This is a genomic window from Salmonella sp. SJTUF15570 (assembly GCF_043357055.1).
GTDB classification, from domain to species: Bacteria; Pseudomonadota; Gammaproteobacteria; order Enterobacterales; family Enterobacteriaceae; genus Salmonella; species Salmonella enterica.
In genome coordinates this window covers 1-22,600 of sequence record NZ_JBEUKJ010000010.1, presented here as the reverse complement: position 1 = coordinate 22,600, position 22,600 = coordinate 1, and the positions used below count along the sequence as shown (strand labels likewise).

Here is a 22,600-nt window from a genome sequence, read left to right as displayed (position 1 = left end):
TATTGGGCTACCTTGCTACAGCAAGCTTTTGACGTAGGCGTCAATGTCGCTGATATATTTTTCTATACCTGGAGCATCTTTCTCACGAATCAGATGTTCCAGCGTTTCACATAACTGCTTGCCGGGTACCAGATTAAGCATGGCAAACACCCCTTTCAGGCGGTGGGCCGTTTGGGCCAGCGCAGCGAAATCGCTGGTTGCCGCCTCAGTATACAACCTCTTAACATCATCCGGTACTGTGTCTACAAATAGCGCATAATAGCCGCTGGCATGAAGCTCGGCATTTTCATCTCCGCCGAGCGGGGAGGCGGGAATCTCTTCCTGCGCCAGCTGCTCTTCGATAAGTTGTAGTACAGCTTCCTGCATAGCATTGCTCATATTAAAGTTGACGCGCAACTGACCCGGGCCAATTTTCCGCACGCCTGACTCATCATCGCTTAAAAGCAAGCCCGAGGCAGTAAGATTAGACGGATTATCCGTTAAAAAGAGATCATATTCTTGACTTATCTGCCTTTCATCCGGCGTGATGCAGGTGGCGCCCCAGTTTTCTAACTGACGCAGCACAATCGCGCGAACCTCGTTGGACGTCACATCGACCATCACGCTCACGTCGTCCAGCAGGCGCTCTTCGACCTGGGTATGCTGATCGTGAGGAAGCATTTTGACATGAACGGTATAGCGCGTGCCCAGCGTTTCTCGCGCTTTAATGTTGAGATGACCGCCCAGTTTGCGCGCCAGTTGATTGCACAGCCAGAAGGTGAGCGGATTCGCTTTGCCGTAATGATCGCCCTGCGTTTCATTCATATACGGGAAATGCAGATTATCAATCTCGTTTAACGTTACGCCTTCGCCCGTATCCAGAATACGGAAAGTCAGACGCTCCGCGATAGATTCATCCTGCTCGACTTCAAGCGTAATTTTACCCATAGCGGTCGTTGTGACGGCATACTGAATCAACAGCAGCAAAATCCGACGCAGGGCGTCGCGATCGCCCCAGCGTTCATCGTTGCCGCTAAGATGGTTATTAATCAGCAGTTGCAGCCCTTTACGCTTAATGGCGGGCAGCACTTCCGGCACGACTTCGTCAATAAGATCCTGCAGGGAGAACAGCGTGGCTTCGCTCTTCCATGCGTCATTTTCCAGCATATTCGCCAGTTGGATTTCATCGATCATACGTACCAATACATCCGCCTGATCCGCCAGTTTCAGGCTTTCCGGCGTGGTGACTGCCGCGGCGTTAACCGCCAGTTGGCGTACGGGCTCTTTAAGCGTGTTGCTGATATTTTGCATAAAGGCGGCGCGACCCTGCTGATTCTTCTCATACAAACGCTGCGCCTGTTTAAGCTTCTTATTCACCAGCACTTCCCGGTCCTGATCGCGAATAATAAAGATCTGCGTGCGGGGAGCGATCTGGCTGCGAAACAGACGGATCTCATACAGTTCGTTATTAATTGTCGCCTGAATCACGCCCTGATGCTGTTCCGCCATGCTGGTAATATTTTGCAGGTTAAGATGCGGCAACAGATGATCGGCGATTTTATTGCTGATCACGGTGCGGTTGCCTTCCTGATCGTAGACCAGCAGACCCAGCGGCAGCAGAGAAACGATCTCTTCATTAATGGCGCGTAAGACGCGAAGCTCGTTATTCGCCGCGTTGCCGGATGTCGATTCCGTCGTCCGTCCCGGCTGATGACGGAACGTGGCGTAGCCAAATAACGCCAACGCCAGCAGCCCGATGTTCAGCAGTAAAGGCAGCAAAATATTTTGCAGCGTATCAAGCAAAAGCGTACCGAACGGTACCTGCCAGATCAGGCGCATTCCGGTAGAGTTAAGCGCTGAGGAGATCTCAATTTTTGAACCGTTAAAGCTAATCGTGACGCTATCAGGCGCTTCCTTTTCACTGCTTCGCCCCGTCGCCTGGGTTGCGTCAGGCTCTATCCGAAAACTGTCCAGCGGCATTCCCGGCGGGATTAAATCATTAATGGGCAGATCAAACGCCACCACGGTCGCCAGATGTCCTGGCTGATTGAAGGTCGTGCGCAGCGTAAAATAGTGACCGTTTTGCCAGGCCAGTTTTCGCAATGAGGAGAAACTTTCGCGCTCATCCAGCGCATTCGCCTGCTGCAACATCTCTGCCCGGCGGGAATCGACGATATTGCCAATAGTGGACTCTTTAAAGCCGGAAGAGAGATCTTTCAACGGTAGGGTAGAGATAAGAATCAGGCTGTTATCCTGTCCGTTGAGGTAATACATGGACCACGGCACGTTTTCCGCGCCCCACAGCGTATCCAGATAAGTTGACATACGCTGCGTCATTTCCAGCGTGGCGCTGTCATGGGAACCGAAAATCAGCGCTTCAGTTTTACGTCGCGGCTTTTCAAGATAATACACATCCTGCTTCAGACGCGTTTCCTGAAGTCCTTCACCTGTCGATGGCGTAGTGGTCGCGGCGATGTTGTCATAAATTTGCCAGGTAACATACCGCCAGGTATCCACGCGTTTATGAATAGCATGGGTGATATCGACAATTTGATAGCTTTTGTCTTTCAACCAGGCGTTGACGGCGCTCTGTACCATAACGCCCATCGTTACCAGCAGCACAATGATCAGCAATAAGAAGAAACGGGTAATGCTTCCCGGTAGAAGGGAGAATCGGGTAGAGACCGTTGTGTCAGACTGACTCATTTATGTTTACGACCTGTAAAAGCAACGCTGAAGGTGAAGGGCAGTATAAAGGGTAATGAATGAATTTCCAGACTCTTACGTCATGCCGGGCAACTTAACACGCGCTCCGTCGGCGGGACGGGAAAAGCGTACAACCTTCGCAGAACGGTACAAATATAAAGACTACTTATAAATGTTTAGCACTAAATATCAAGAAATTATTTGCTAATGTCTTACGAACGGTCGAGCAGGGGAGTGTAGTGAATAACCGTGATAGTTTTAGGCAGGTAGCATAAATCAGCCGGGTGTGCCTGAAAAAGGGTAAAAAAAACCGAATGCGAAGCATCCGGTTGAAATAGGGGTAAACAGACATTCAGAAGTGAATGACGGTAATAAATAAAGTTAATGATGATAGCGGTCACTATTTTAGTTGCGAATGAAGATTCTGTTTTATCATTCAGTGCTATGAATTTCATCAATTTAACCCGTTGATTTTAAAAGTTTCGTGAATATATTTTGTCTATTTGTGCTTATTTTTACTTGATTTTTGCTTTAAAAAAGTTCCGTAAAATTCATATTTTGAAACATCTATGTAGATAACTGTAACATCTTAAAAGTTTTAGTATCATATTCGTGTTGGATTATTCTGTATTTTTGCGGAGAATGGACTTGCCGACTGGTTAATGAGGGTTAACCAGTAAGCAGTGGCATAAAAAAGCAATAAAGGCATATAACAGAGGGTTAATAACATGAAAGTTAAAGTACTGTCCCTCCTGGTACCAGCTCTGCTGGTGGCGGGCGCAGCGAATGCGGCTGAAATTTATAATAAAGACGGCAACAAATTAGACCTGTTTGGTAAAGTTGATGGCCTGCACTACTTCTCTGACGACAAAGGCAGCGACGGCGACCAGACCTACATGCGTATCGGCTTCAAAGGCGAAACGCAGGTTAACGATCAGCTGACCGGTTATGGCCAGTGGGAATATCAGATTCAGGGCAACCAGACTGAAGGCAGCAACGACTCCTGGACGCGTGTGGCGTTTGCGGGTCTGAAATTCGCTGACGCAGGCTCCTTCGATTATGGTCGTAACTACGGCGTAACCTATGATGTGACCTCCTGGACCGACGTTCTGCCGGAGTTCGGCGGCGACACCTACGGCGCTGACAACTTTATGCAGCAGCGTGGTAACGGCTATGCCACCTACCGTAACACCGACTTCTTCGGCCTGGTGGATGGCCTGGACTTCGCGTTGCAGTATCAGGGCAAAAACGGCAGCGTGAGCGGTGAAAACACCAACGGTCGCAGCCTGCTGAACCAGAACGGCGACGGTTACGGCGGATCGCTGACTTATGCAATCGGCGAAGGCTTCTCTGTCGGTGGCGCTATCACCACGTCTAAACGTACTGCCGATCAGAACAACACCGCTAACGCTCGCCTGTATGGTAACGGCGATCGCGCCACGGTTTACACCGGCGGCCTGAAATACGATGCGAACAACATCTATCTGGCAGCGCAGTATTCTCAGACCTATAACGCAACCCGTTTTGGTACCTCTAACGGTAGCAACCCGTCCACCTCTTACGGTTTTGCCAACAAAGCGCAGAACTTTGAAGTGGTTGCTCAGTACCAGTTCGACTTTGGTCTGCGTCCGTCTGTGGCTTACCTGCAGTCTAAAGGTAAGGACATCAGCAACGGCTACGGCGCCAGCTATGGCGACCAGGACATCGTAAAATATGTTGATGTCGGCGCGACTTACTACTTCAACAAAAACATGTCCACCTATGTTGATTACAAAATCAACCTGCTGGATAAAAACGACTTTACCCGCGATGCGGGCATCAACACCGACGACATCGTAGCGCTGGGTCTGGTTTACCAGTTCTAATCAGCAAAAGATGTTGCTAAAGGGCCTGCGGGCCCTTTTTTCATGCCTTATTCCGGCGTACAAATACGACGTTTTGATATACGCTTGCGTCCATTCGAATGAGGATAAACAGCGATGAAAATGACTTTTTGCCGGGCCGTGTGTCTGGCGGCGGCTTTTTTACTTATGGGCTGCGATGAGGCTCCCGAAACGACAACAGCGTCACCTGCCGCTCAGGTGCTGGAAGGTAAAACGATGGGGACCCTCTGGCGGGTGAGCGTGGTTGGTATCGATGCGAAACGCGCCGCAGAGTTACAGACTAAAATCCAGACTCAGCTTGATGCTGATGATTGGTTGCTTTCTACCTATAAAAATGACTCCGCGCTGATGCGTTTTAACCATTCACGCAGCCTTGCGCCCTGGCCGGTCAGCGAAGCCATGGCGGATATCGTGACCTCGGCGCTGCGTATTGGCGCGAAGACGGATGGCGCGATGGATATCACCGTGGGCCCGCTGGTCAATCTGTGGGGGTTTGGGCCGGATCGGCAGCCGCTGCATATCCCAACACCAGCACAAATCGATGCGGCAAAAGCGAAAACAGGCCTGCAACATTTGCAGGTTATCGACAGGGCTGGACATCAGTTTTTGCAAAAAGATCTGCCGGATCTTTATGTTGATCTCTCCACGGTCGGGGAGGGCTATGCGGCGGATCACCTGGCGCGTCTGATGGAGCAGGAGGGCATTGCGCGTTATCTGGTCTCGGTGGGCGGCGCATTAAGCAGTCGCGGGATGAATGCGCAGGGGCAGCCGTGGCGCGTCGCGATTCAGAAGCCGACCGACCGGGAAAACGCGGTGCAGGCGATTGTGGATATCAACGGGCATGGCATCAGCACCTCCGGCAGCTACCGTAACTATTATGAGCTGGATGGCAAGCGCGTCTCGCACGTTATCGATCCGCAAACGGGGCGCCCCATTGAACACAACCTGGTATCGGTTACGGTCATTGCGCCAACGGCGCTGGAAGCGGACGGCTGGGACACCGGCCTGATGGTGCTTGGTACGCAAAAGGCGCAAGAGGTCGTGCGGCGGGAAGGGCTGGCGGTCTTTATGATCATGAAAGAAGGTGAAGGCTTTAAAACCTGGATGTCGCCGCAGTTCAAAACGTTCCTGGTGAGCGATAAGAATTAAAACGCAAGATTACGGGTTTTTGTGGGCGGATTTACGGACACACTGCATGTAAGCAAGCACTATGCTTAATGAAGGAGTCTATGATGAAAAAAGCGTTACTTACCGATGATGAATGCTGGCTGCGGGTGCAGGCGCGCGATGCCAGCGCGGATGGGCGTTTCGTTTTTGCGGTGCGAACTACCGGCGTTTTTTGCCGCCCTTCTTGTCGCTCGAAGCGGGCATTACGTAAAAATGTTCGCTTTTTTGCCAACGCGCAGCAGGCGCTGGACGCCGGTTTTCGCCCCTGCAAGCGCTGTCAGCCGGATAATGCGCGCGCGCAGCAACGGCGGTTGGATAAGATTGCCTGCGCCTGCCGTTTACTTGAGCAGGAGACGCCGGTAACGCTGGCGTCTCTGGCGCAGGCGGTGGCGATGAGCCCGTTTCATCTGCACCGTTTGTTTAAAGCGAGCACCGGTATGACGCCGAAAGGGTGGCAGCAGGCGTGGCGCGCCCGGCGGCTGCGTGAGGCGTTGGCGAAAGGAGAGCCGATCACGGCGGCTATTTATCGCGCCGGCTTCCCGGATAGCAGTAGCTACTATCGTCATGCCGACCAGACGCTGGGCATGACGGCAAAACAGTTTCGCAAAGGCGGCGATAATGTCTCCGTTCGCTATGCGCTGACGGACTGGGTTTACGGACGGTGCCTGGTGGCGGAGAGCGAGCGGGGGATTTGCGCGATTCTCCCCGGTGATAGCGACGAGGCGCTACTGGCTGAATTACACACCCTTTTCCCGACGGCCCGCCACGAACCTGCTGACGCGCTTTTTCAGCAACGGGTGCGGCAGGTTGTCGCGGCTATCAACACACGCGATGTGCTGCTCTCGTTGCCGCTGGATATCCAGGGAACCGCGTTTCAACAGCAGGTCTGGCAGGCGTTATGCGCAATTCCCTGCGGCGAAACCGTAAGCTATCAACAGCTTGCCGCGACTATCGGCAAACCCACGGCGGTACGCGCGGTCGCCAGCGCGTGCGGCGCGAATAAACTGGCGATGGTGATCCCGTGTCATCGGGTCGTGCGTCGCGATGGCGCGCTCTCCGGTTATCGTTGGGGCGTGCGTCGAAAAGCGCAGCTATTAAAGCGAGAAGCGCAAAAAGAGGAGTAGCAATGCTGGATCTATTTGCTGATGAAGCGCCCTGGCAAGAGCCCCTGGCGCCTGGCGCGGTGGTGTTGCGCTGCTTTGCGTTTCGCGCGGCGCAGTCGCTATTAGACGATATCGGTTTTGTCGCCAGTCAGTCTCCGTTTCGTCAGATGGTGACGCCGGGCGGCTACACCATGTCGGTGGCGATGACCAACTGCGGCGCGTTAGGGTGGACCACCGATCGTCACGGTTATTGTTATGCCGTGCGCGATCCGTTGACCGATAAACCCTGGCCTGCGCTGCCGTTATCGTTTGCCAGCGTATGTCGTCAGGCGGCAATCGCGGCAGGGTATGCGAGCTTCCAACCGGACGCCTGCCTGATCAATCGCTACGCGCCCGGCGCTAAACTGTCGCTGCATCAGGATAAAGACGAGCCGGATCTGCGCGCGCCTATCGTCTCAGTTTCGTTGGGGGTGCCGGCGGTTTTTCAGTTTGGCGGCCTGCGTCGCAGCGATCCGCTCCAGCGGATCTTACTGGAGCATGGCGATATCGTGGTCTGGGGCGGCGAGTCCCGGCTGTTTTATCATGGTATCCAGCCGCTTAAAGCGGGCTTTCATCCCATGACCGGTGAATTTCGTTACAATCTCACCTTCCGTCAGGCGGCTGAAAAAGAATAAAAATAAGAATTATTATTGCTGTGCAGGTGGAGTTAGTTAAACTGCGGGCTGTTATTATCGGTCCGGGTTGTATGCATGGAACTTCTTATTCTTGTCTGGCGGCAGTACCGCTGGCCATTTATTAGCGTGATGGCGCTGAGCCTCGCCAGCGCGGCGCTGGGGATTGGCCTGATCGCGTTTATCAATCAGCGCCTGATTGAAACGGTGGACACCACCGTCATGGTGCTGCCGGAATTTCTCGGTCTGCTCCTGTTGCTAATGGTCGTCACATTAGGTTCCCAACTGGCGCTCACCACTCTGGGACACCATTTCGTTTACCGCCTGCGCAGCGAATTTATCAAGCGCATTCTGGATACGCACGTTGAACGCATTGAGCAACTGGGCAGCGCCTCTTTACTGGCCGGTCTGACCAGCGATATTCGCAATATTACTATCGCCTTTGTGCGTCTGCCTGAGCTGGTGCAGGGCATTATCCTCACCGTCGGCTCGGCGGCGTATCTGGCGATGCTATCGACAAAAATGCTGCTGGTTACGGCTATCTGGATGGCGGTCACTATCTGGGGCGGATTCGTGCTGGTGGCGCGGGTTTACCAGCATATGGCGACCCTGCGCGAGACCGAAGATAAGCTGTACAACGACTATCAGACGGTGCTGGAAGGACGCAAAGAGCTGACGCTAAACCGCGAGCGTGCGGAGCAGATTTTTCAGCAATGCTATACCCCGGACGCCAAAGAGTACCGTCATCACATTATCCGTGCCGATACTTTTCATCTGAGCGCCGTCAACTGGTCGAATATCATGATGCTGGGAGCGATAGGCCTGGTCTTCTGGATGGCGAATAGTCTCGGCTGGGCGGATACTAACGTCGCGGCGACTTATTCACTGACGTTGCTGTTCCTGCGCACGCCGCTGCTGTCTGCGGTGGGGGCGTTGCCAACGCTACTGACCGCCCAGGTGGCGTTTAATAAACTGAATAAATTCGCGCTCGCCCCGTATAAGCCTGATTTTCCGCAGCCGAAAGCCTTTCCCGACTGGAAGACGCTGGAGCTGCGCAACGTGGTTTTCCACTATCAGGATAACGCGTTTTCCGTGGGGCCCATCAACCTGACGATTCACCGCGGCGAACTGCTGTTTTTAATTGGCGGCAACGGTAGCGGGAAATCGACGCTGGCCATGTTATTGACCGGATTATACCAGCCGCAATCGGGAACGATTTTACTTGATGGTCAACCTATTGCCGCCGGGCAGCCGGAAGATTATCGCAAACTGTTTTCTGCGGTGTTCACCGATGTGTGGTTATTCGACCGCCTGCTGGGGCCGCAGGGGAAACCCGCCAATCCCGCTCTGGTCGAAAAGTGGCTTGAGCACCTGAAAATGACGCACAAGCTGGAGCTAAACGATGGGCGCATTTTGAATCTTAAACTGTCGAAAGGGCAAAAAAAGCGCATTGCGCTGCTGCTGGCGCTGGCGGAAGAGCGCGATATTATTTTGCTGGATGAGTGGGCCGCCGATCAGGACCCGCATTTCCGCCGGGAGTTTTATCAGGTGCTGTTGCCGTTAATGCAGGAAATGGGCAAAACCATTTTCGCCATCAGCCATGATGATCACTATTTTATTCACGCCGATCGTCTGCTTGAAATGCGTAACGGACAGCTAACCGAACTCACCGGCGACGAACGTGACGCCGCCTCGCGTGATGCGGTTGCGCGTACTGCGTAATGGACTATGGCGCCGGATGAACCACCTGATAGCAGCCCTACGTCCGCACGCGGGTAGGCCTGATAAGATGCCACGCGTCGCCACCAGGCATCGGGTTATTTCTTGCGGCGGGCGAGCGGGTTTCCAGACGTGTTTTAAAAAGAACCCCGGAGCGCTGCGTGAGTCGACATGTTCAGATGCCCGGTAAGTGTGACCGGGCAGCGTAACATTATCGCGTGACGGCGTTCTGTACGTTAGCGTCCGCTTTCCAGATGCGGTATTTCACGTCCACATTCGCCGGGGTATACACCACGATCGGCAGCTTGCTGTTGTAGCGCAGCATCCCGTCTTCACCCAGCCAGGCGGTGACGAATTTTTGCTCTTTCTTACCGTCAGGGCAGGCCATCATGGTTGATACCGGAGAGGTGACGTTATCAAAGACATAATAGTCATAGCCCCAGCCTTCCAGCGTTTTTGTTTCCAGCGTGCCGCCGAGGCGATGCTGGTTACAATCCACATTCAGCGTTTGACCAATCAACAGTTCCACTTTGAGGGTAGATTCATCCTGCTGAGGGGTAAGGGTTATCACTTGCCGCTTCATTCCTTTTTCCGCCTGCGGATAGGGGGCGATTTTTTCCAGCGGCTGGGCGGTATCGCTATTGTTAGCCCAGGCAGAGGCGCTGGCGAGGGCGGCGAAGACGACGGCAGGGACAAACATCTTCATTTGATTGTTCACAGTATTTCCTTTCTGCTGTTTTCGGTATGCACGGGCAACAGATTAACACATTCATATTATCTATTAATCTGTATTTACTCATATTTTCAAGATTATTAATAAAATAGCGTCTTTTTATATAGTGGAATATTCCGATATTGATAATGTAAATGAAATTATCAACTATTAGTGATTTTCGTTATATAAGCATCTATATAACTCATTGAAATGTGAGAAAAAGCACGTTTACGGGTCTTTACCTGGCACTCTTTTGATCCGGCAACAGCATTTACCTCTATCGGGGTATGCATCTCTTACACATCCTGAAATATCTTATTTACAAAAACAACTACTCATAAATTGTACGGTTTTTATTGGTATTCACTCCCTATGGAAGCGTGTCGTTATGGAAGGGCGATATCATGGTTGATTTATCCCGTCGAAGCATGTTGACCGGCAGTTGGCGCAACGCCAGCAATGGGATTCTTCCGCCGTGGGCCAGAGAAACAACCTATTTTCTCGCACATTGTCTGCGTTGCGACGCCTGCATCCAGGCGTGTGAGGCCGACATCCTGCAGCGAGGGGCGGGGGGATATCCGAGCGTAGATTTCAAACGGGGCGAGTGCAGCTTTTGTTATGCCTGTGCGCAGGCCTGTACTGAATCGCTTTTTCTTCCGCGCCACACCAGGGCCTGGGATCTGATTTTTACGCTCACGGAAAACTGCCTCGCCAGGCAATCGGTTGAATGCCATCGCTGCCAGGACAGTTGTGAACCTATGGCCATTACCTTTCGTCCCACGCTATCCGGCATTTACCAGCCGCAGCTTGACTCGCAGGCCTGTAACGGATGCGGGGCGTGTGTGGCTATCTGTCCCGTGTCAGCCATCAAAGCGGAGAACCACCATGCGCACTAACTGGCAGGTCTGTAGCCTGGTCGTGCAGGCCAAAAGTCAGAACATCGCCGCCATTGGCACACAGTTGAACACGTTGCCGGGTTGCGAAGTCGCGTTAAGCGACGTTGAAAGCGGGCAACTGATCGTGGTGGCGGAAGCAGATCAGAGTGAAACGCTGATGCAAACAATTGAGTCAGTACGCAATGTTGAGGGCGTGCTGGCGGTGTCGCTGGTTTATCACCAGCAGGATGAGCAAGGTGAGGAAACACCATGAAACTCAGTCGTCGTAGCTTTATGAAAGCTAACGCCGTTGCGGCCGCTGCGGCGGCTGCCGGTCTGAGCGTGCCGGGCGTCGCCCGCGCCGTTGTCGGGCAGCAGGAAGCCATCAAATGGGATAAAGCGCCGTGCCGTTTTTGCGGAACGGGTTGCGGTGTGTTGGTGGGAACGCAGCAGGGCCGTGTGGTCGCCTGCCAGGGCGACCCCGACGCGCCGGTCAACCGTGGTCTGAACTGCATTAAAGGCTACTTCCTGCCCAAAATCATGTACGGCAAAGATCGTCTGACGCAGCCGATGCTGCGCATGAAAGACGGCAGCTATCACAAAGACGGCGAGTTTACGCCGGTGAGCTGGGAACAGGCCTTCGATGTGATGGAGGAGAAGTTTAAAACCTCCCTGAAAGAGAAAGGACCAGAAGCGATCGGCATGTTTGGGTCGGGTCAATGGACCATCTGGGAAGGCTATGCCGCCGCAAAACTGTTCAAGGCTGGTTTCCGCTCTAACAACATCGACCCGAACGCGCGTCACTGCATGGCCTCGGCGGTGGTGGGCTTTATGCGCACCTTTGGCATGGATGAACCGATGGGCTGCTACGACGATATCGAGCAGGCCGATGCGTTTGTGCTGTGGGGGTCCAACATGGCGGAGATGCACCCGATTTTATGGTCGCGCATCACTAACCGTCGTTTGTCCGACCCGAATGTGAAGGTCGCTGTCCTCTCCACCTTCCAGCACCGTAGCTTTGAGCTGGCGGACAACGGTATTGTCTTTACCCCGCAAAGCGATCTGGTGATCCTTAACTATATCGCGAATTACATTATTCAGAACAACGCGGTAAATCAGGATTTCTTCACAAAGCATGTGAATCTGCGTAAAGGGGCGACGGATATCGGCTACGGCTTACGCCCGACGCACCCGCTGGAAAAAGCGGCGAAGAATCCGGGCTCCGACGCTTCCGAACCGATGAGCTTCGACGAGTATAAAGCCTTCGTGGCGGAATATACGCTGGACAAGACCGCTGAAATGACCGGCGTGCCGAAAGATCAGCTGGAACAGTTGGCGCAGCTCTACGCCGATCCGAATAAGCGCGTGATCTCTTACTGGACGATGGGTTTTAACCAGCATACCCGCGGCGTGTGGGCGAATAACCTGGTTTACAACCTCCATCTGCTGACCGGAAAAATCTCCCAGCCTGGCTGCGGTCCTTTCTCGCTGACCGGCCAGCCTTCCGCCTGCGGTACGGCGCGTGAAGTGGGAACCTTCTCACACCGTCTACCCGCAGACATGGTCGTGACGAACGAAAAACACCGTGATATCTGCGAAAAACACTGGCAGATCCCCGCTGGCACTATCCCGGCAAAAGTGGGTTTACATGCGGTGGCGCAGGATCGCGCGTTGAAAGACGGCAAGCTGAACGTCTACTGGGTAATGTGTAATAACAATATGCAGGCCGGGCCGAACATCAATGAAGATCGGATGCCGGGCTGGCGCGATCCGCGTAACTTTATCATTGTCTCCGATCCTTACCCGACGGTGAGCGCGCTGTCTGCGGATCTGATCCTGCCGACCGCCATGTGGGTTGAGAAAGAAGGCGCTTACGGCAACGCCGAACGCCGCACGCAGTTCTGGCGTCAGCAAATTAAAGCGCCGGGCGAAGCTAAATCCGACCTCTGGCAACTGGTGCAGTTCTCCCGTCGTTTTAAAACCGAGGAGGTCTGGCCGGAGGCGTTGCTGGCCCAGAAGCCGGAGCTGCGCGGTAAAACGCTGTATGACGTTCTGTTCGCCACGCCGGCGGTCAGCAAATTCCCGCTGAGCGAGCTGAAAGAGGATCAGTTAAACGATGAGTCTCGTGAGCTGGGCTTCTATCTGCAAAAAGGGCTGTTTGAAGAATACGCCTGGTTTGGACGTGGCCACGGGCACGATCTGGCGCCGTTCGACGATTACCACAACGCGCGCGGTCTGCGCTGGCCGGTCGTCGAAGGCAAAGAGACGCAATGGCGTTACAGCGAAGGCAACGACCCGTATGTAAAAGCGGGGGAAGGGTACAAATTCTACGGTAAACCGGATGGCAAAGCGGTGATCTTCGCGCTGCCATTTGAACCCGCGGCGGAGTCGCCGGACAACGAGTACGATCTGTGGCTTTCCACCGGTCGCGTGCTGGAACACTGGCATACCGGCAGTATGACGCGCCGCGTGCCTGAATTGCATCGCGCCTTCCCGGAAGCGGTGGTCTTTATTCACCCGCTGGATGCGAAAGCGCGCGATCTGCGTCGTGGGGATAAGGTTAAAGTGTCATCCCGCCGCGGCGAAGTGATTTCGATTGTCGAAACGCGTGGACGTAACCGTCCGCCGCAGGGACTGGTGTATATGCCGTTCTTCGATGCCGCTCAGCTAGTGAACAACCTGACGCTGGATGCGACGGACCCGCTCTCTAAAGAGACGGACTTCAAGAAGTGCGCCGTTAAGCTGGCGAAGGTGTAACGCGTTATGTCCCGTACAGCGAAACCCCAAAATGGCCGCCGCCGCTTTCTGCGTGATGTTGTGCGCACTGCGGGCGGGCTGGCGGCGGTTGGCGTGGCGCTGGGCTTGCAACAGCAAACCGCGCGCGCAACGGGCGTGCGGCTGCGTCCGCCTGGCGCGCTGAATGAAAATGTCTTCGCCAGCGCCTGTGTGCGCTGCGGGCAGTGCGTTCAGGCGTGTCCATACGACACGCTAAAACTGGCGACGCTGGCCTCCGGGCTATCGGCAGGCACGCCCTATTTCGTCGCTCGCGACATCCCCTGCGAAATGTGTGAAGACATTCCGTGCGCCAAAGTCTGCCCCAGTGGGGCGCTGAATAAAGATATCGCCTCCATTGATGACTCGCGCATGGGGCTGGCGGTGCTGCTGGATCAGGAAAACTGCCTCAACTTTCAGGGGCTGCGCTGCGACGTTTGTTACCGCGAATGCCCGAAAATCGATGAGGCCATCACGCTGGAGCTGGATCGCAACATGCGCACCGGCAAACATGCGCGCTTTCTGCCCACCGTACACAGCGACGCCTGTACCGGCTGCGGCAAATGCGAAAAAGTCTGCGTACTGGAGCAACCAGCGATAAAAGTGTTGCCGTTGTCATTGGCGAAAGGGGAGTTAGGACACCATTACCGCTTCGGCTGGCTGGAGGGGAAAGATGGCAAATCGTAAACGCGACGCCGGGCGAGAAGCGCGGGCGAAAAAAGGCTGGTGGCGTAGCCACCGCTGGCTGGTGTTACGCCGTATCAGCCAGTTTATGGTGCTGGGGATGTTTCTCAGCGGCCCGTGGCTGGGCTTTTGGGTTTTGCATGGCAACTACAGCAGTAGTTTGCTGTTCGATACCCTCCCGTTGACCGATCCGCTGATTACCCTGGAAAGTCTCGCCAGTGGACATCTTCCCGCTACCGTGGCGCTGACGGGAGCAGTGATTATCGCTGTGCTGTATGCGCTGGCGGGAAAGCGATTATTTTGCAGTTGGGTTTGCCCGCTAAACCCCGTTACCGATTTGGCTAACTGGATGCGCAGGAAATTTGACCTGAACCAGTCTGCGACGATTCCACGCCATATACGGTACGTCCTTCTGGTGGTGGTGTTAATCGGTTCGGCGTTGACCGGCACGCTGCTGTGGGAATGGATTAATCCCGTGTCGCTGTTAGGTCGTAGTCTGATTATGGGATTTAGTAGCGGCGCGTTGCTAATTATTGCTTTGTTTTTATTTGATTTATTAGTCGTTGAGCACGGTTGGTGCGGGCATATTTGCCCGATGGGCGCGCTGTATGGCGTGTTGGGCAGTAAAGGCGTAGTGACCGTGACGGCCAAAAAACGTGAGAAATGTAATCGCTGTATGGATTGTTTTCATGTTTGCCCGGAACCGCATGTGCTACGTGCGCCGGTGCTGGATGAGCAAAGCCCGGCGCAGGTCACTCACCGCGACTGCATGACCTGCGGTCGCTGCGTGGATGTCTGTTCTGAGGATGTTTTTACAATAACGATACACAACATCATTCGGGATGCATCGCGGCGGTAAGCGAGGAAATCCCCGGGAGCATAGATAACGATGTGACTGGGATTTTCGAGCGCAGCCAACAAAGAGGCAGCTCGAAGGATGAAGTGTAAATGCGATGGAGTTCGGGAGCGAAACAATGAAAAGCCATGACCTGATGAAAGCGCTGTGTCAATGGATGGCCACGCTTGCCCTGGTGGTAAGTGGTGCGGTTTGGGCGGCAAACGGAGTGGATCTGAGCCAGTCGCCGGAAGTATCCGGGACGCAGGAAGGGGCGATTCGTATGCCGAAAGAGCAGGAACGTATGCCGCTAAATTACGTCAACCAGCCGCCGATGATCCCGCACAGCGTCGAGGGCTACCAGGTGACGACCAATACCAACCGCTGTCTGCAATGCCACGGCGTGGAAAGTTATCGTACGACGGGCGCGCCGCGTATCAGTCCGACGCACTTTATGGACAGCGACGGTAAAGTGTCGGGCAACGTCGCGCCGCGTCGTTATTTCTGCCTGCAGTGCCACGTACCGCAGTCTGATACCGCGCCGATTATCGACAATACCTTTACCCCCTCGCAAGGTTACGGGAAATAAGAGGTCATTATGGAAAATTCTAACCGTAAACCTGGCTGGATAAAGCGCGTCTGGCGATGGTGGCGCAGCCCCAGCCGCCTGGCGTTGGGGACGCTGCTGTTAATCGGTTTTATCGGCGGCATCATCTTCTGGGGCGGCTTCAATACCGGAATGGAAAAGGCTAACACCGAAGAGTTTTGTATTAGCTGCCATGAAATGCGCAACACGGTGTATGAGGAGTATATGGAAACCGTCCACTACAACAACCGTAGCGGCGTTCGTGCCACCTGTCCTGACTGCCATGTGCCGCATGAGTGGGGGCCGAAGATGATCCGTAAGATCAAAGCCAGTAAAGAGCTGTACGCGAAGGTATTTGGGCTGATAGATACACCGCAGAAATTTGAAGCTCATCGCCTGACAATGGCACAAAATGAGTGGCGGCGCATGAAAGACAACAACTCGCAGGAATGCCGTAACTGCCACAATTTCGACTTTATGGATCTGACCGCGCAAAAAGGCGTCGCGGCGAAAATGCACGATCAGGCGGTAAAAGATGGACAGACCTGTATCGATTGCCACAAAGGGATCGCGCATAAACTGCCGGATATGCGTGATGTTAAACCAGGTTTCTGACAGGACGTTGATGAGTGGGAATGCTTGAAGCCAGAGATCTGTACTGCGAGCGGGACGAGAGGACGCTGTTTCGCGGGCTGTCGTTCACCGTGGACGCCGGGGAGTGGGTGCAGGTCACCGGCGGCAACGGCGCCGGAAAAACCACCCTGCTGCGCCTGCTGACCGGGCTGGCGCGCCCGGACGGCGGCGAGGTGTACTGGCAGGGCGAGCCCCTGCGCCGCGTGCGCGACAGCTTCCATCGCAGCCTGCTGTGGATAGGGCACCAGCCGGGGATTAAAACCCGCCTGACGGCGCGGGAGAACCTGCACTTCTTCCACCCCGGCGACGGCGCGCGTCTCCCGGAGGCGCTGGCGCAGGCCGGGCTGGCGGGATTTGAGGACGTGCCGGTCGCCCGGCTCTCGGCCGGGCAGCAGCGCCGGGTGGCGCTGGCCCGCCTGTGGCTGACCCGCGCCGCGCTGTGGGTGCTCGACGAACCGTTCACCGCCATTGATGTTAACGGCGTGGCGCGCCTCACCCGGCGGATGGCGGCGCACACGGCGCAGGGCGGGATGGTCATTCTCACCACCCACCAGCCGCTGCCGGGGGCCGCGGACACCGTCCGCCGTCTGGCGCTGACCGGCGGGGAGGCGGGGCTGTGATGTGGCGTGTCTTCTGTCTCGAGCTGCGCGTGGCGTTCCGCCACGGCGCGGACATCGCCGGCCCGCTGTGGTTCTTCCTGATGGTCATCACCCTGTTTCCGTTAAGCGTCGGGCCGCAGCCGCAGCTGCTGGCGCGTATCGCGCCGGGCATCATCCAGGTGGCGGCGCTGCTGGCCTCGCTGCTGGCGCTGGAGCGGCTGTTTCGCGACGACCTGCAGGACGGCAGCCTGGAGCAGCTGATGCTGCTGCCGGTGCCGCTGCCGGCGGTGGTGCTGGCGAAGGTGCTGGCCCACTGGGCGGTGACCGGCCTGCCGCTGATTATGCTCTCCCCGCTGGTGGCGCTGCTGCTGGGGATGGACGTGTACGGCTGGAAAATCATGGCGCTGACGCTGCTGCTCGGCACGCCGGCGCTGGGGTTTCTCGCCGCGCCGGGCGTCGGGCTGACGGCCGGCCTGCGGCGCGGCGGCGTCCTGCTGGGCATTCTGGTGCTGCCGCTGAGTGTCCCGGTGCTGATTTTCGCCGCCGCGGCGATGGACGCGGCATCGATGCATTTACCCGCTGACGGTTATCTGGCGGTGCTGGGGGCGCTGCTGGCGGGCAGCGCGACGTTAAGCCCCTTCGCCACTGCGGCGGCGCTGCGCCTCAGCGTGCAGTAGCGCCCCGGCGCGACGGACATTTTACTGGTTTCAGGAGGTCAGGTGACAACGATGTGGAAAACCCTTCATCAGCTGGCGGCGCCGCCCCGGCTGTATCAGATTTGCGGCAGGCTCGTGCCGTGGCTGGCGGCAGCCGGCATCATCGCGCTGGCCACCGGCTGGGTCCGGGGCTTTGGTTTCGCCCCGGCGGACTACCAGCAGGGGGAGGGCTACCGCATTATGTACCTGCATGTCCCGGCGGCCATCTGGTCAATGGGTATCTATGCGGCGATGGCGGTGGCGGCGTTTACCGGGCTGGTCTGGCAGATGAAAATGGCCAGCCTTGCCGTCGCGGCGATGGCGCCGGTGGGGGCGGTGTACACCTTCATCGCGCTGGTCACCGGCGCGGCGTGGGGCAAACCGATGTGGGGCACCTGGTGGGTGTGGGACGCGCGTCTGACCTCGGAGCTGGTGCTGCTGTTTCTCTACGCCGGGGTCATCGCCCTGTGGCACGCCTTTGACGACCGTAAAATGGCCGGGCGCGCGGCGGGCATTCTGGTGCTGGTCGGCGTGGTGAACCTGCCGGTTATCCACTATTCCGTCGAGTGGTGGAACACCCTGCACCAGGGCTCGACGCGGATGCAGCAGAGTATCGACCCGGCGATGCGCTCGCCGCTGCGCTGGGCCATCGCCGGCTACCTGCTGCTCTTTATGACGCTTTCGCTGATGCGGATGCGCAACCTGATTTTACTGATGGAAAAACGCCGCCCGTGGGTGAGCGAACTGATACTGAAAAGGGGGCACCGGTGAGTCCGGCATTTTCATCGTGGAGCGATTTTTTCGCCATGGGCGGGTACGCCTTTTTTGTCTGGCTGGCGGTGGCGATGACCGTGGCGCCGCTGGTGCTGCTGGCGCTGCACACGGTGCTGCAGCGCCGGGCCATTCTGCGCGGCGTGGCGCAGCAGCGGGCGCGAGAGGCGCGGATGCGTGCCGCACAGGCGCAACAGGAGGCGGCGTGAACCTGCGACGTAAAAACCGGCTATGGGTGGTCTGCGCGGTGCTGGCGGGCCTGGCGCTGACCACCGCCCTGGTCCTGTACGCGCTGCGCGCGAATATCGACCTGTTCTATACCCCCGGCGAAATCCTCTACGGCAAGCGCGAGACGCAGCAGCTGCCGGCGGTGGGCCAGCGCCTGCGCGTCGGCGGGATGGTGATGCCCGGCAGCGTCAGGCGCGACCCGGACTCGCTGAAGGTGAACTTCAGCCTTTACGACGCCGAAGGGTCGGTGACGGTGAGCTATGAGGGGATACTGCCGGACCTGTTCCGCGAGGGGCAGGGGGTGGTGGTGCAGGGCACCCTGGAGAAGGGCAACCACGTCCTGGCGCACGAGGTGCTGGCCAAGCATGACGAGAACTACACCCCGCCGGAAGTGGAAAAGGCGATGCAGGAAAACCACCGCCGCCCGCAACGCGCTGATAAGGACACCTCATCATGATGCCTGAATACGGCCACGCACTGCTGTGCCTGGCGCTCGGCGTGGCGCTGCTGCTGTCCGTTTACCCGCTGTGGGGCGTGGCGCGCGGCGACGCGCGGATGATGGCGTCGGCCGGGGTGTTCGCCTGGCTGCTGTTTATCTGCGTGGCGGGCGCGTTTTTCGTGCTGGTGCACGCCTTTGTGGTTAACGACTTCACCGTGGCCTATGTCGCCGGCAACTCGAACACGCAGCTGCCGGTGTGGTACCGGGTGGCCGCCACCTGGGGGGCGCACGAGGGCTCGCTGCTGCTGTGGGTGCTGCTGATGAGCGGCTGGACCCTGGCGGTGGCGGTGTTCAGCCGGCAGGTGCCGGCGGATATCGTCGCCCGGGTGCTGGCGGTGATGGGGATGGTCTGCGCCGGTTTTCTGGCGTTCATCCTGTTCACCTCCGGCCCGTTCGCCCGCACGCTGCCGGCCTTTCCGGTGGAGGGGCGCGACCTGAACCCGCTGCTGCAGGACCCGGGGCTGATTTTCCACCCGCCGCTGCTGTACATGGGCTATGTCGGCTTCTCGGTGGCCTTCGCCTTCGCCATCGCCGCGCTGCTGAGCGGGCGTCTGGACAGCGCGTTCACCCGTTTTGCCCGCCCGTGGACGCTGGCGGCGTGGGTGTTCCTGACGCTGGGCATCGTGCTCGGCTCGGCGTGGGCCTACTACGAGCTGGGCTGGGGCGGCTGGTGGTTCTGGGACCCGGTGGAGAACGCCTCCTTTATGCCGTGGCTGGCGGGCACCGCCCTGCTGCACTCGCTGGCGGTCACGGAACAGCGCGCCGGCTTTAAGGCGTGGACGCTGCTGCTGTCCATCTGCGCCTTCTCGCTGTGCCTGCTGGGCACCTTCCTGGTGCGCTCCGGGGTGCTGGTGTCGGTGCACGCCTTCGCCTCCGACCCGGCGCGCGGAATGTTTATCCTCGCCTTTATGGTGCTGGTCACCGGCGGCTCGCTGCTGCTGTTCGCCGTGCGCGGGCACAGGGTGCGTTCGCGGGTGAACAACACGCTGTGGTCGCGCGAGTCGCTGCTGCTCGGCAACAACGTCCTGCTGATGGCCGCCATGCTGGTGGTGCTGCTGGGTACCCTGCTGCCGCTGGTGCACAAACAGCTGGGGCTGGGCAGCATTTCGGTGGGGGAGCCGTTCTTTAACACCATGTTCACCTGGCTGATGGTCCCCTTTGCCCTGCTGCTGGGGGTGGGGCCTTTAGTGCGCTGGGGCCGGGACCGGCCGCGTAACATCAGGACGCTGCTGCTCACCGCCCTGGTCTCCACCCTGGTGCTGTCGGTACTTTTGCCATGGCTGCTGGAAGATAAAATCATCGCCATGACGGCGGTGGGGATGGCGATGGCCTGCTGGATTGCGGTGCTGGCGGTGGCCGAAGCCGTACAGCGCGTGTCCCGCGGCACGAAAACCTCTCTCAGCTACTGGGGAATGGTGGCGGCGCACCTCGGGCTGGCGGTGACGATTACCGGCATCGCCTTCAGCCAGAATTACAGCGTGGAGCGTGACGTGCGGATGCGGGCGGGCGACAGCGTGACCATTCACGACTACCGCTTCACCTTCCGGGAGGTGCGGGACATCACCGGCCCCAACTACCGCGGCGGGGTGGCCCTCATCGGGGTGACGCGCCACGGCGAGCCGGAGGCGGTGCTGCACGCGGAGAAACGGCTCTACAACACCAGCCGGATGGTGATGACCGAGGCGGCGATTGACGGCGGGCTGACCCGCGACCTGTACGCCGCGCTCGGGGAGGAGCTGGACAACGGCGCGTGGGCCGTGCGCCTGTACTACAAACCGTTTGTCCGCTGGATATGGGCCGGGGGACTGCTGATGGCGCTGGGCGGGCTGCTGTGCCTGGCGGACCCGCGCTACCGCCGCCGTAAACCATTGCCGGAGGCCGGATGAAACGCAACGTACTGTTATTACCGCTGCTGATTTTTCTGCTGATTGCCGCGGCGCTGCTGTGGCAGCTGACGCGCAACGCGCAGGGGGATGACCCGACGAATCTCGAATCGGCGCTGACCGGGAAGCCGGTGCCGGCGTTCCGCCTGGAATCGCTGGAGACGCCGGGTCAGTACTATGAGGCGGAGGTGCTGACGCAGGGGAAACCGGTGCTGCTTAACGTCTGGGCCACCTGGTGCCCGACCTGCCGCGCCGAGCATCAGTACCTGAACCAGCTTTCTGCGCAGGGTATCCGGGTGGTCGGGCTGAACTATAAGGACGACCGGGCGAAGGCGGTGGCCTGGTTAAAGGAACTGGGCAACCCGTATGCGCTGAGTTTATCGGACAGCGACGGGATGCTGGGGCTGGACCTGGGCGTGTACGGCGCGCCGGAAACCTTCCTCATCGACGGCAACGGGATTATCCGCTACCGCCATGCGGGCGATTTGAATGCCCGGGTATGGGAGAGTGAACTGAAACCACTGTGGGACAGATACAGCCGGGAGGCGGCGCAATGAGACTGTTACCGGGCATGGTGATGCTGATGCTGGTGCTGGTTATCTCCGGGTCAGCGCGGGCAACCACCGACGTGATGCCGTTTAAAGATGAAGCGCAGGAGCAGCAGTTCCGCCAGCTCACGGAGCAGCTGCGCTGCCCGAAATGCCAGAACAACAGCATTGCGGACTCGAACGCGATGATAGCCACTGACATGCGCCGCAGGGTGTATGACCTGATGCAGGAGGGGAAGAGCCGCCAGGAAATCATCGATTACATGGTGGCGCGCTACGGCAACTTTGTCACCTACGACCCGCCGCTGACCCCGCTGACGGTGCTGCTGTGGGTGCTGCCGCTGGCCGCCATCGTGGCGGGCGGGTGGATAATCGTCGCCCGCACGCGCCGGCGGGTGCGCCTGCGCCGGGAGCCGCTGCCGGCAGACACCCCGGTTTGCGGCGCGCGCGCCGGGTGGGGCGTTTACGTGCCGGGGGCCGTCATTGCGCTGGCGGTCGGCGCCGGCAGCTACGCCCTGACCGGCAGCTATCAGCAGGTCAGGGTCTGGCAGCAGGCGACGGCGCAGACGCCCGGGCTGCTGGCGCGGGCGCTGGACCCGCAGGCGCAGCCGCTGAATGAAGAGGAGATGGCGCGGCTGGCGCTGGGGCTGCGCACCCGCCTGCAGAATGATGCCGGCAATGTTGAGGGCTGGCTCATGCTGGGGCGCACCGGTATGGTACTGGGTAATGCCGGTACCGCCACCGGGGCGTATGCGAACGCCTACCGCCTGGACCCGAAAAACAGCGATGCGGCGCTGGGCTACGCGGAGGCGCTGACGCGCTCGTCCGACCCGGAGGATAACCGCCGCGGCGGGGAGCTGCTGCGCCGGCTGGTGAGCCGCGACCACACGGATATCCGGGTGTTAAGCCTGTATGCGTTTAACGCCTTTGAGCAGCAGCGCTTTGGCGAGGCGGTGGCGGCCTGGGAGATGATGCTGAAACTGCTGCCGGCGGGTGACGCCCGGCGGGCGGTGATAGAGCGCAGTATCCGGCTGGCGCAGGAGAAATAA

22 protein-coding genes are annotated in these 22,600 nt (G+C 57.8%); 20 read left to right on the top strand and 2 right to left on the bottom strand.

The window, feature by feature from the left end:
* Positions 1–15 precede the first annotated feature (15 nt).
* A complete protein-coding gene (gene rcsD / locus ABVN44_RS18470; protein ID WP_023232546.1) occupies positions 16–2,685 on the bottom strand; it encodes a phosphotransferase RcsD in 2,670 nt (889 codons plus the stop codon).
* A 728-nt stretch (positions 2,686–3,413) separates the two neighbouring features.
* On the opposite strand from rcsD, the gene ABVN44_RS18465 reads away from it, so the two are divergent.
* From ABVN44_RS18465 to ABVN44_RS18445, 5 genes are all read left to right on the top strand, one after another.
* A complete protein-coding gene (locus ABVN44_RS18465) occupies positions 3,414–4,550 on the top strand; it encodes a porin OmpC (RefSeq protein ID WP_000865526.1) in 1,137 nt (378 codons plus the stop codon).
* A 114-nt stretch (positions 4,551–4,664) separates the two neighbouring features.
* Positions 4,665–5,717 (top strand): FAD:protein FMN transferase ApbE, encoded by a 1,053-nt coding sequence (gene apbE / locus ABVN44_RS18460; protein ID WP_000784307.1) that lies wholly within the window; start codon positions 4,665–4,667, stop codon positions 5,715–5,717.
* Positions 5,718–5,797: 80 nt separating this feature from the next.
* On the top strand, positions 5,798–6,859 hold the full coding sequence (gene ada, locus ABVN44_RS18455; protein WP_048348906.1) for a bifunctional DNA-binding transcriptional regulator/O6-methylguanine-DNA methyltransferase Ada: 1,062 nt from the start codon (positions 5,798–5,800) through the stop codon (positions 6,857–6,859).
* A gap of 2 nt (positions 6,860–6,861) precedes the next feature.
* Positions 6,862–7,512, top strand: coding sequence for a DNA oxidative demethylase AlkB (alkB, locus tag ABVN44_RS18450; protein ID WP_023232547.1), 651 nt, complete (start codon positions 6,862–6,864; stop codon positions 7,510–7,512).
* Between the two features lie 75 nt (positions 7,513–7,587).
* A complete protein-coding gene (locus tag ABVN44_RS18445; protein ID WP_000421589.1) occupies positions 7,588–9,231 on the top strand; it encodes a multidrug ABC transporter permease/ATP-binding protein in 1,644 nt (547 codons plus the stop codon).
* A 208-nt stretch (positions 9,232–9,439) separates the two neighbouring features.
* Here ABVN44_RS18445 and eco read toward each other — a convergent pair whose 3' ends face one another.
* Positions 9,440–9,934, bottom strand: a complete 495-nt coding sequence (gene eco, locus ABVN44_RS18440; protein WP_023232548.1) for a serine protease inhibitor ecotin — start codon at positions 9,932–9,934, stop codon at positions 9,440–9,442.
* A 413-nt stretch (positions 9,935–10,347) separates the two neighbouring features.
* Here eco and napF point away from each other — a divergent pair, with 413 nt between their 5' ends.
* The 15 genes from napF (at position 10,348) to ABVN44_RS18365 (ending at position 22,600) form a co-directional block, all read left to right on the top strand.
* Entirely contained in the window at positions 10,348–10,839 is a 492-nt protein-coding gene (gene napF, locus ABVN44_RS18435; RefSeq protein ID WP_000228069.1) for a ferredoxin-type protein NapF, read from the top strand.
* Positions 10,829–11,092: a chaperone NapD gene (gene napD, locus ABVN44_RS18430; protein ID WP_001260058.1), complete on the top strand. Its 264-nt coding sequence runs from the start codon at positions 10,829–10,831 to the stop codon at positions 11,090–11,092. Before napF ends, napD begins: the two co-directional genes overlap by 11 nt.
* On the top strand, positions 11,089–13,575 hold the full coding sequence (gene napA / locus ABVN44_RS18425) for a nitrate reductase catalytic subunit NapA (protein ID WP_000778097.1): 2,487 nt from the start codon (positions 11,089–11,091) through the stop codon (positions 13,573–13,575). Before napD ends, napA begins: the two co-directional genes overlap by 4 nt.
* Before the next feature lie 6 nt (positions 13,576–13,581).
* A complete protein-coding gene (gene napG / locus ABVN44_RS18420) occupies positions 13,582–14,277 on the top strand; it encodes a ferredoxin-type protein NapG (RefSeq protein WP_000091679.1) in 696 nt (231 codons plus the stop codon).
* Complete coding sequence (napH, locus tag ABVN44_RS18415) at positions 14,264–15,133, top strand: quinol dehydrogenase ferredoxin subunit NapH (protein ID WP_000013528.1); 870 nt, start codon at positions 14,264–14,266, stop codon at positions 15,131–15,133. The genes napG and napH overlap by 14 nt, the downstream gene beginning before the upstream one ends.
* A gap of 115 nt (positions 15,134–15,248) precedes the next feature.
* A complete protein-coding gene (gene napB, locus ABVN44_RS18410) occupies positions 15,249–15,698 on the top strand; it encodes a nitrate reductase cytochrome c-type subunit (protein ID WP_000835182.1) in 450 nt (149 codons plus the stop codon).
* Between the two features lie 9 nt (positions 15,699–15,707).
* Positions 15,708–16,310, top strand: a complete 603-nt coding sequence (gene napC, locus ABVN44_RS18405; protein WP_000431778.1) for a cytochrome c-type protein NapC — start codon at positions 15,708–15,710, stop codon at positions 16,308–16,310.
* A 20-nt stretch (positions 16,311–16,330) separates the two neighbouring features.
* Positions 16,331–16,948 (top strand): cytochrome c biogenesis heme-transporting ATPase CcmA, encoded by a 618-nt coding sequence (ccmA, locus tag ABVN44_RS18400; protein WP_000888530.1) that lies wholly within the window; start codon positions 16,331–16,333, stop codon positions 16,946–16,948.
* The gene (gene ccmB / locus ABVN44_RS18395; protein ID WP_000990033.1) at positions 16,945–17,604 is read left to right on the top strand and encodes a heme exporter protein CcmB; all 660 of its coding nucleotides are present in this window, start codon (positions 16,945–16,947) and stop codon (positions 17,602–17,604) included. Before ccmA ends, ccmB begins: the two co-directional genes overlap by 4 nt.
* A 51-nt stretch (positions 17,605–17,655) precedes the next feature.
* On the top strand, positions 17,656–18,393 hold the full coding sequence (locus tag ABVN44_RS18390) for a heme ABC transporter permease (protein WP_000265997.1): 738 nt from the start codon (positions 17,656–17,658) through the stop codon (positions 18,391–18,393).
* Positions 18,390–18,602, top strand: coding sequence for a heme exporter protein CcmD (ccmD, locus tag ABVN44_RS18385; protein ID WP_000074113.1), 213 nt, complete (start codon positions 18,390–18,392; stop codon positions 18,600–18,602). The genes ABVN44_RS18390 and ccmD overlap by 4 nt, the downstream gene beginning before the upstream one ends.
* Positions 18,599–19,078 (top strand): cytochrome c maturation protein CcmE, encoded by a 480-nt coding sequence (ccmE, locus tag ABVN44_RS18380; RefSeq protein ID WP_001053607.1) that lies wholly within the window; start codon positions 18,599–18,601, stop codon positions 19,076–19,078. Before ccmD ends, ccmE begins: the two co-directional genes overlap by 4 nt.
* Positions 19,075–21,006: a heme lyase CcmF/NrfE family subunit gene (locus ABVN44_RS18375; RefSeq protein ID WP_001522061.1), complete on the top strand. Its 1,932-nt coding sequence runs from the start codon at positions 19,075–19,077 to the stop codon at positions 21,004–21,006. The genes ccmE and ABVN44_RS18375 overlap by 4 nt, the downstream gene beginning before the upstream one ends.
* Positions 21,003–21,560 carry a thiol:disulfide interchange protein DsbE gene (gene dsbE, locus ABVN44_RS18370; RefSeq protein WP_000828304.1) on the top strand — a complete coding sequence of 186 codons (558 nt, stop codon included), beginning with the start codon at positions 21,003–21,005 and terminating at the stop codon, positions 21,558–21,560. The genes ABVN44_RS18375 and dsbE overlap by 4 nt, the downstream gene beginning before the upstream one ends.
* A complete protein-coding gene (locus ABVN44_RS18365; protein ID WP_052895192.1) occupies positions 21,557–22,600 on the top strand; it encodes a cytochrome c-type biogenesis protein CcmH in 1,044 nt (347 codons plus the stop codon). Before dsbE ends, ABVN44_RS18365 begins: the two co-directional genes overlap by 4 nt.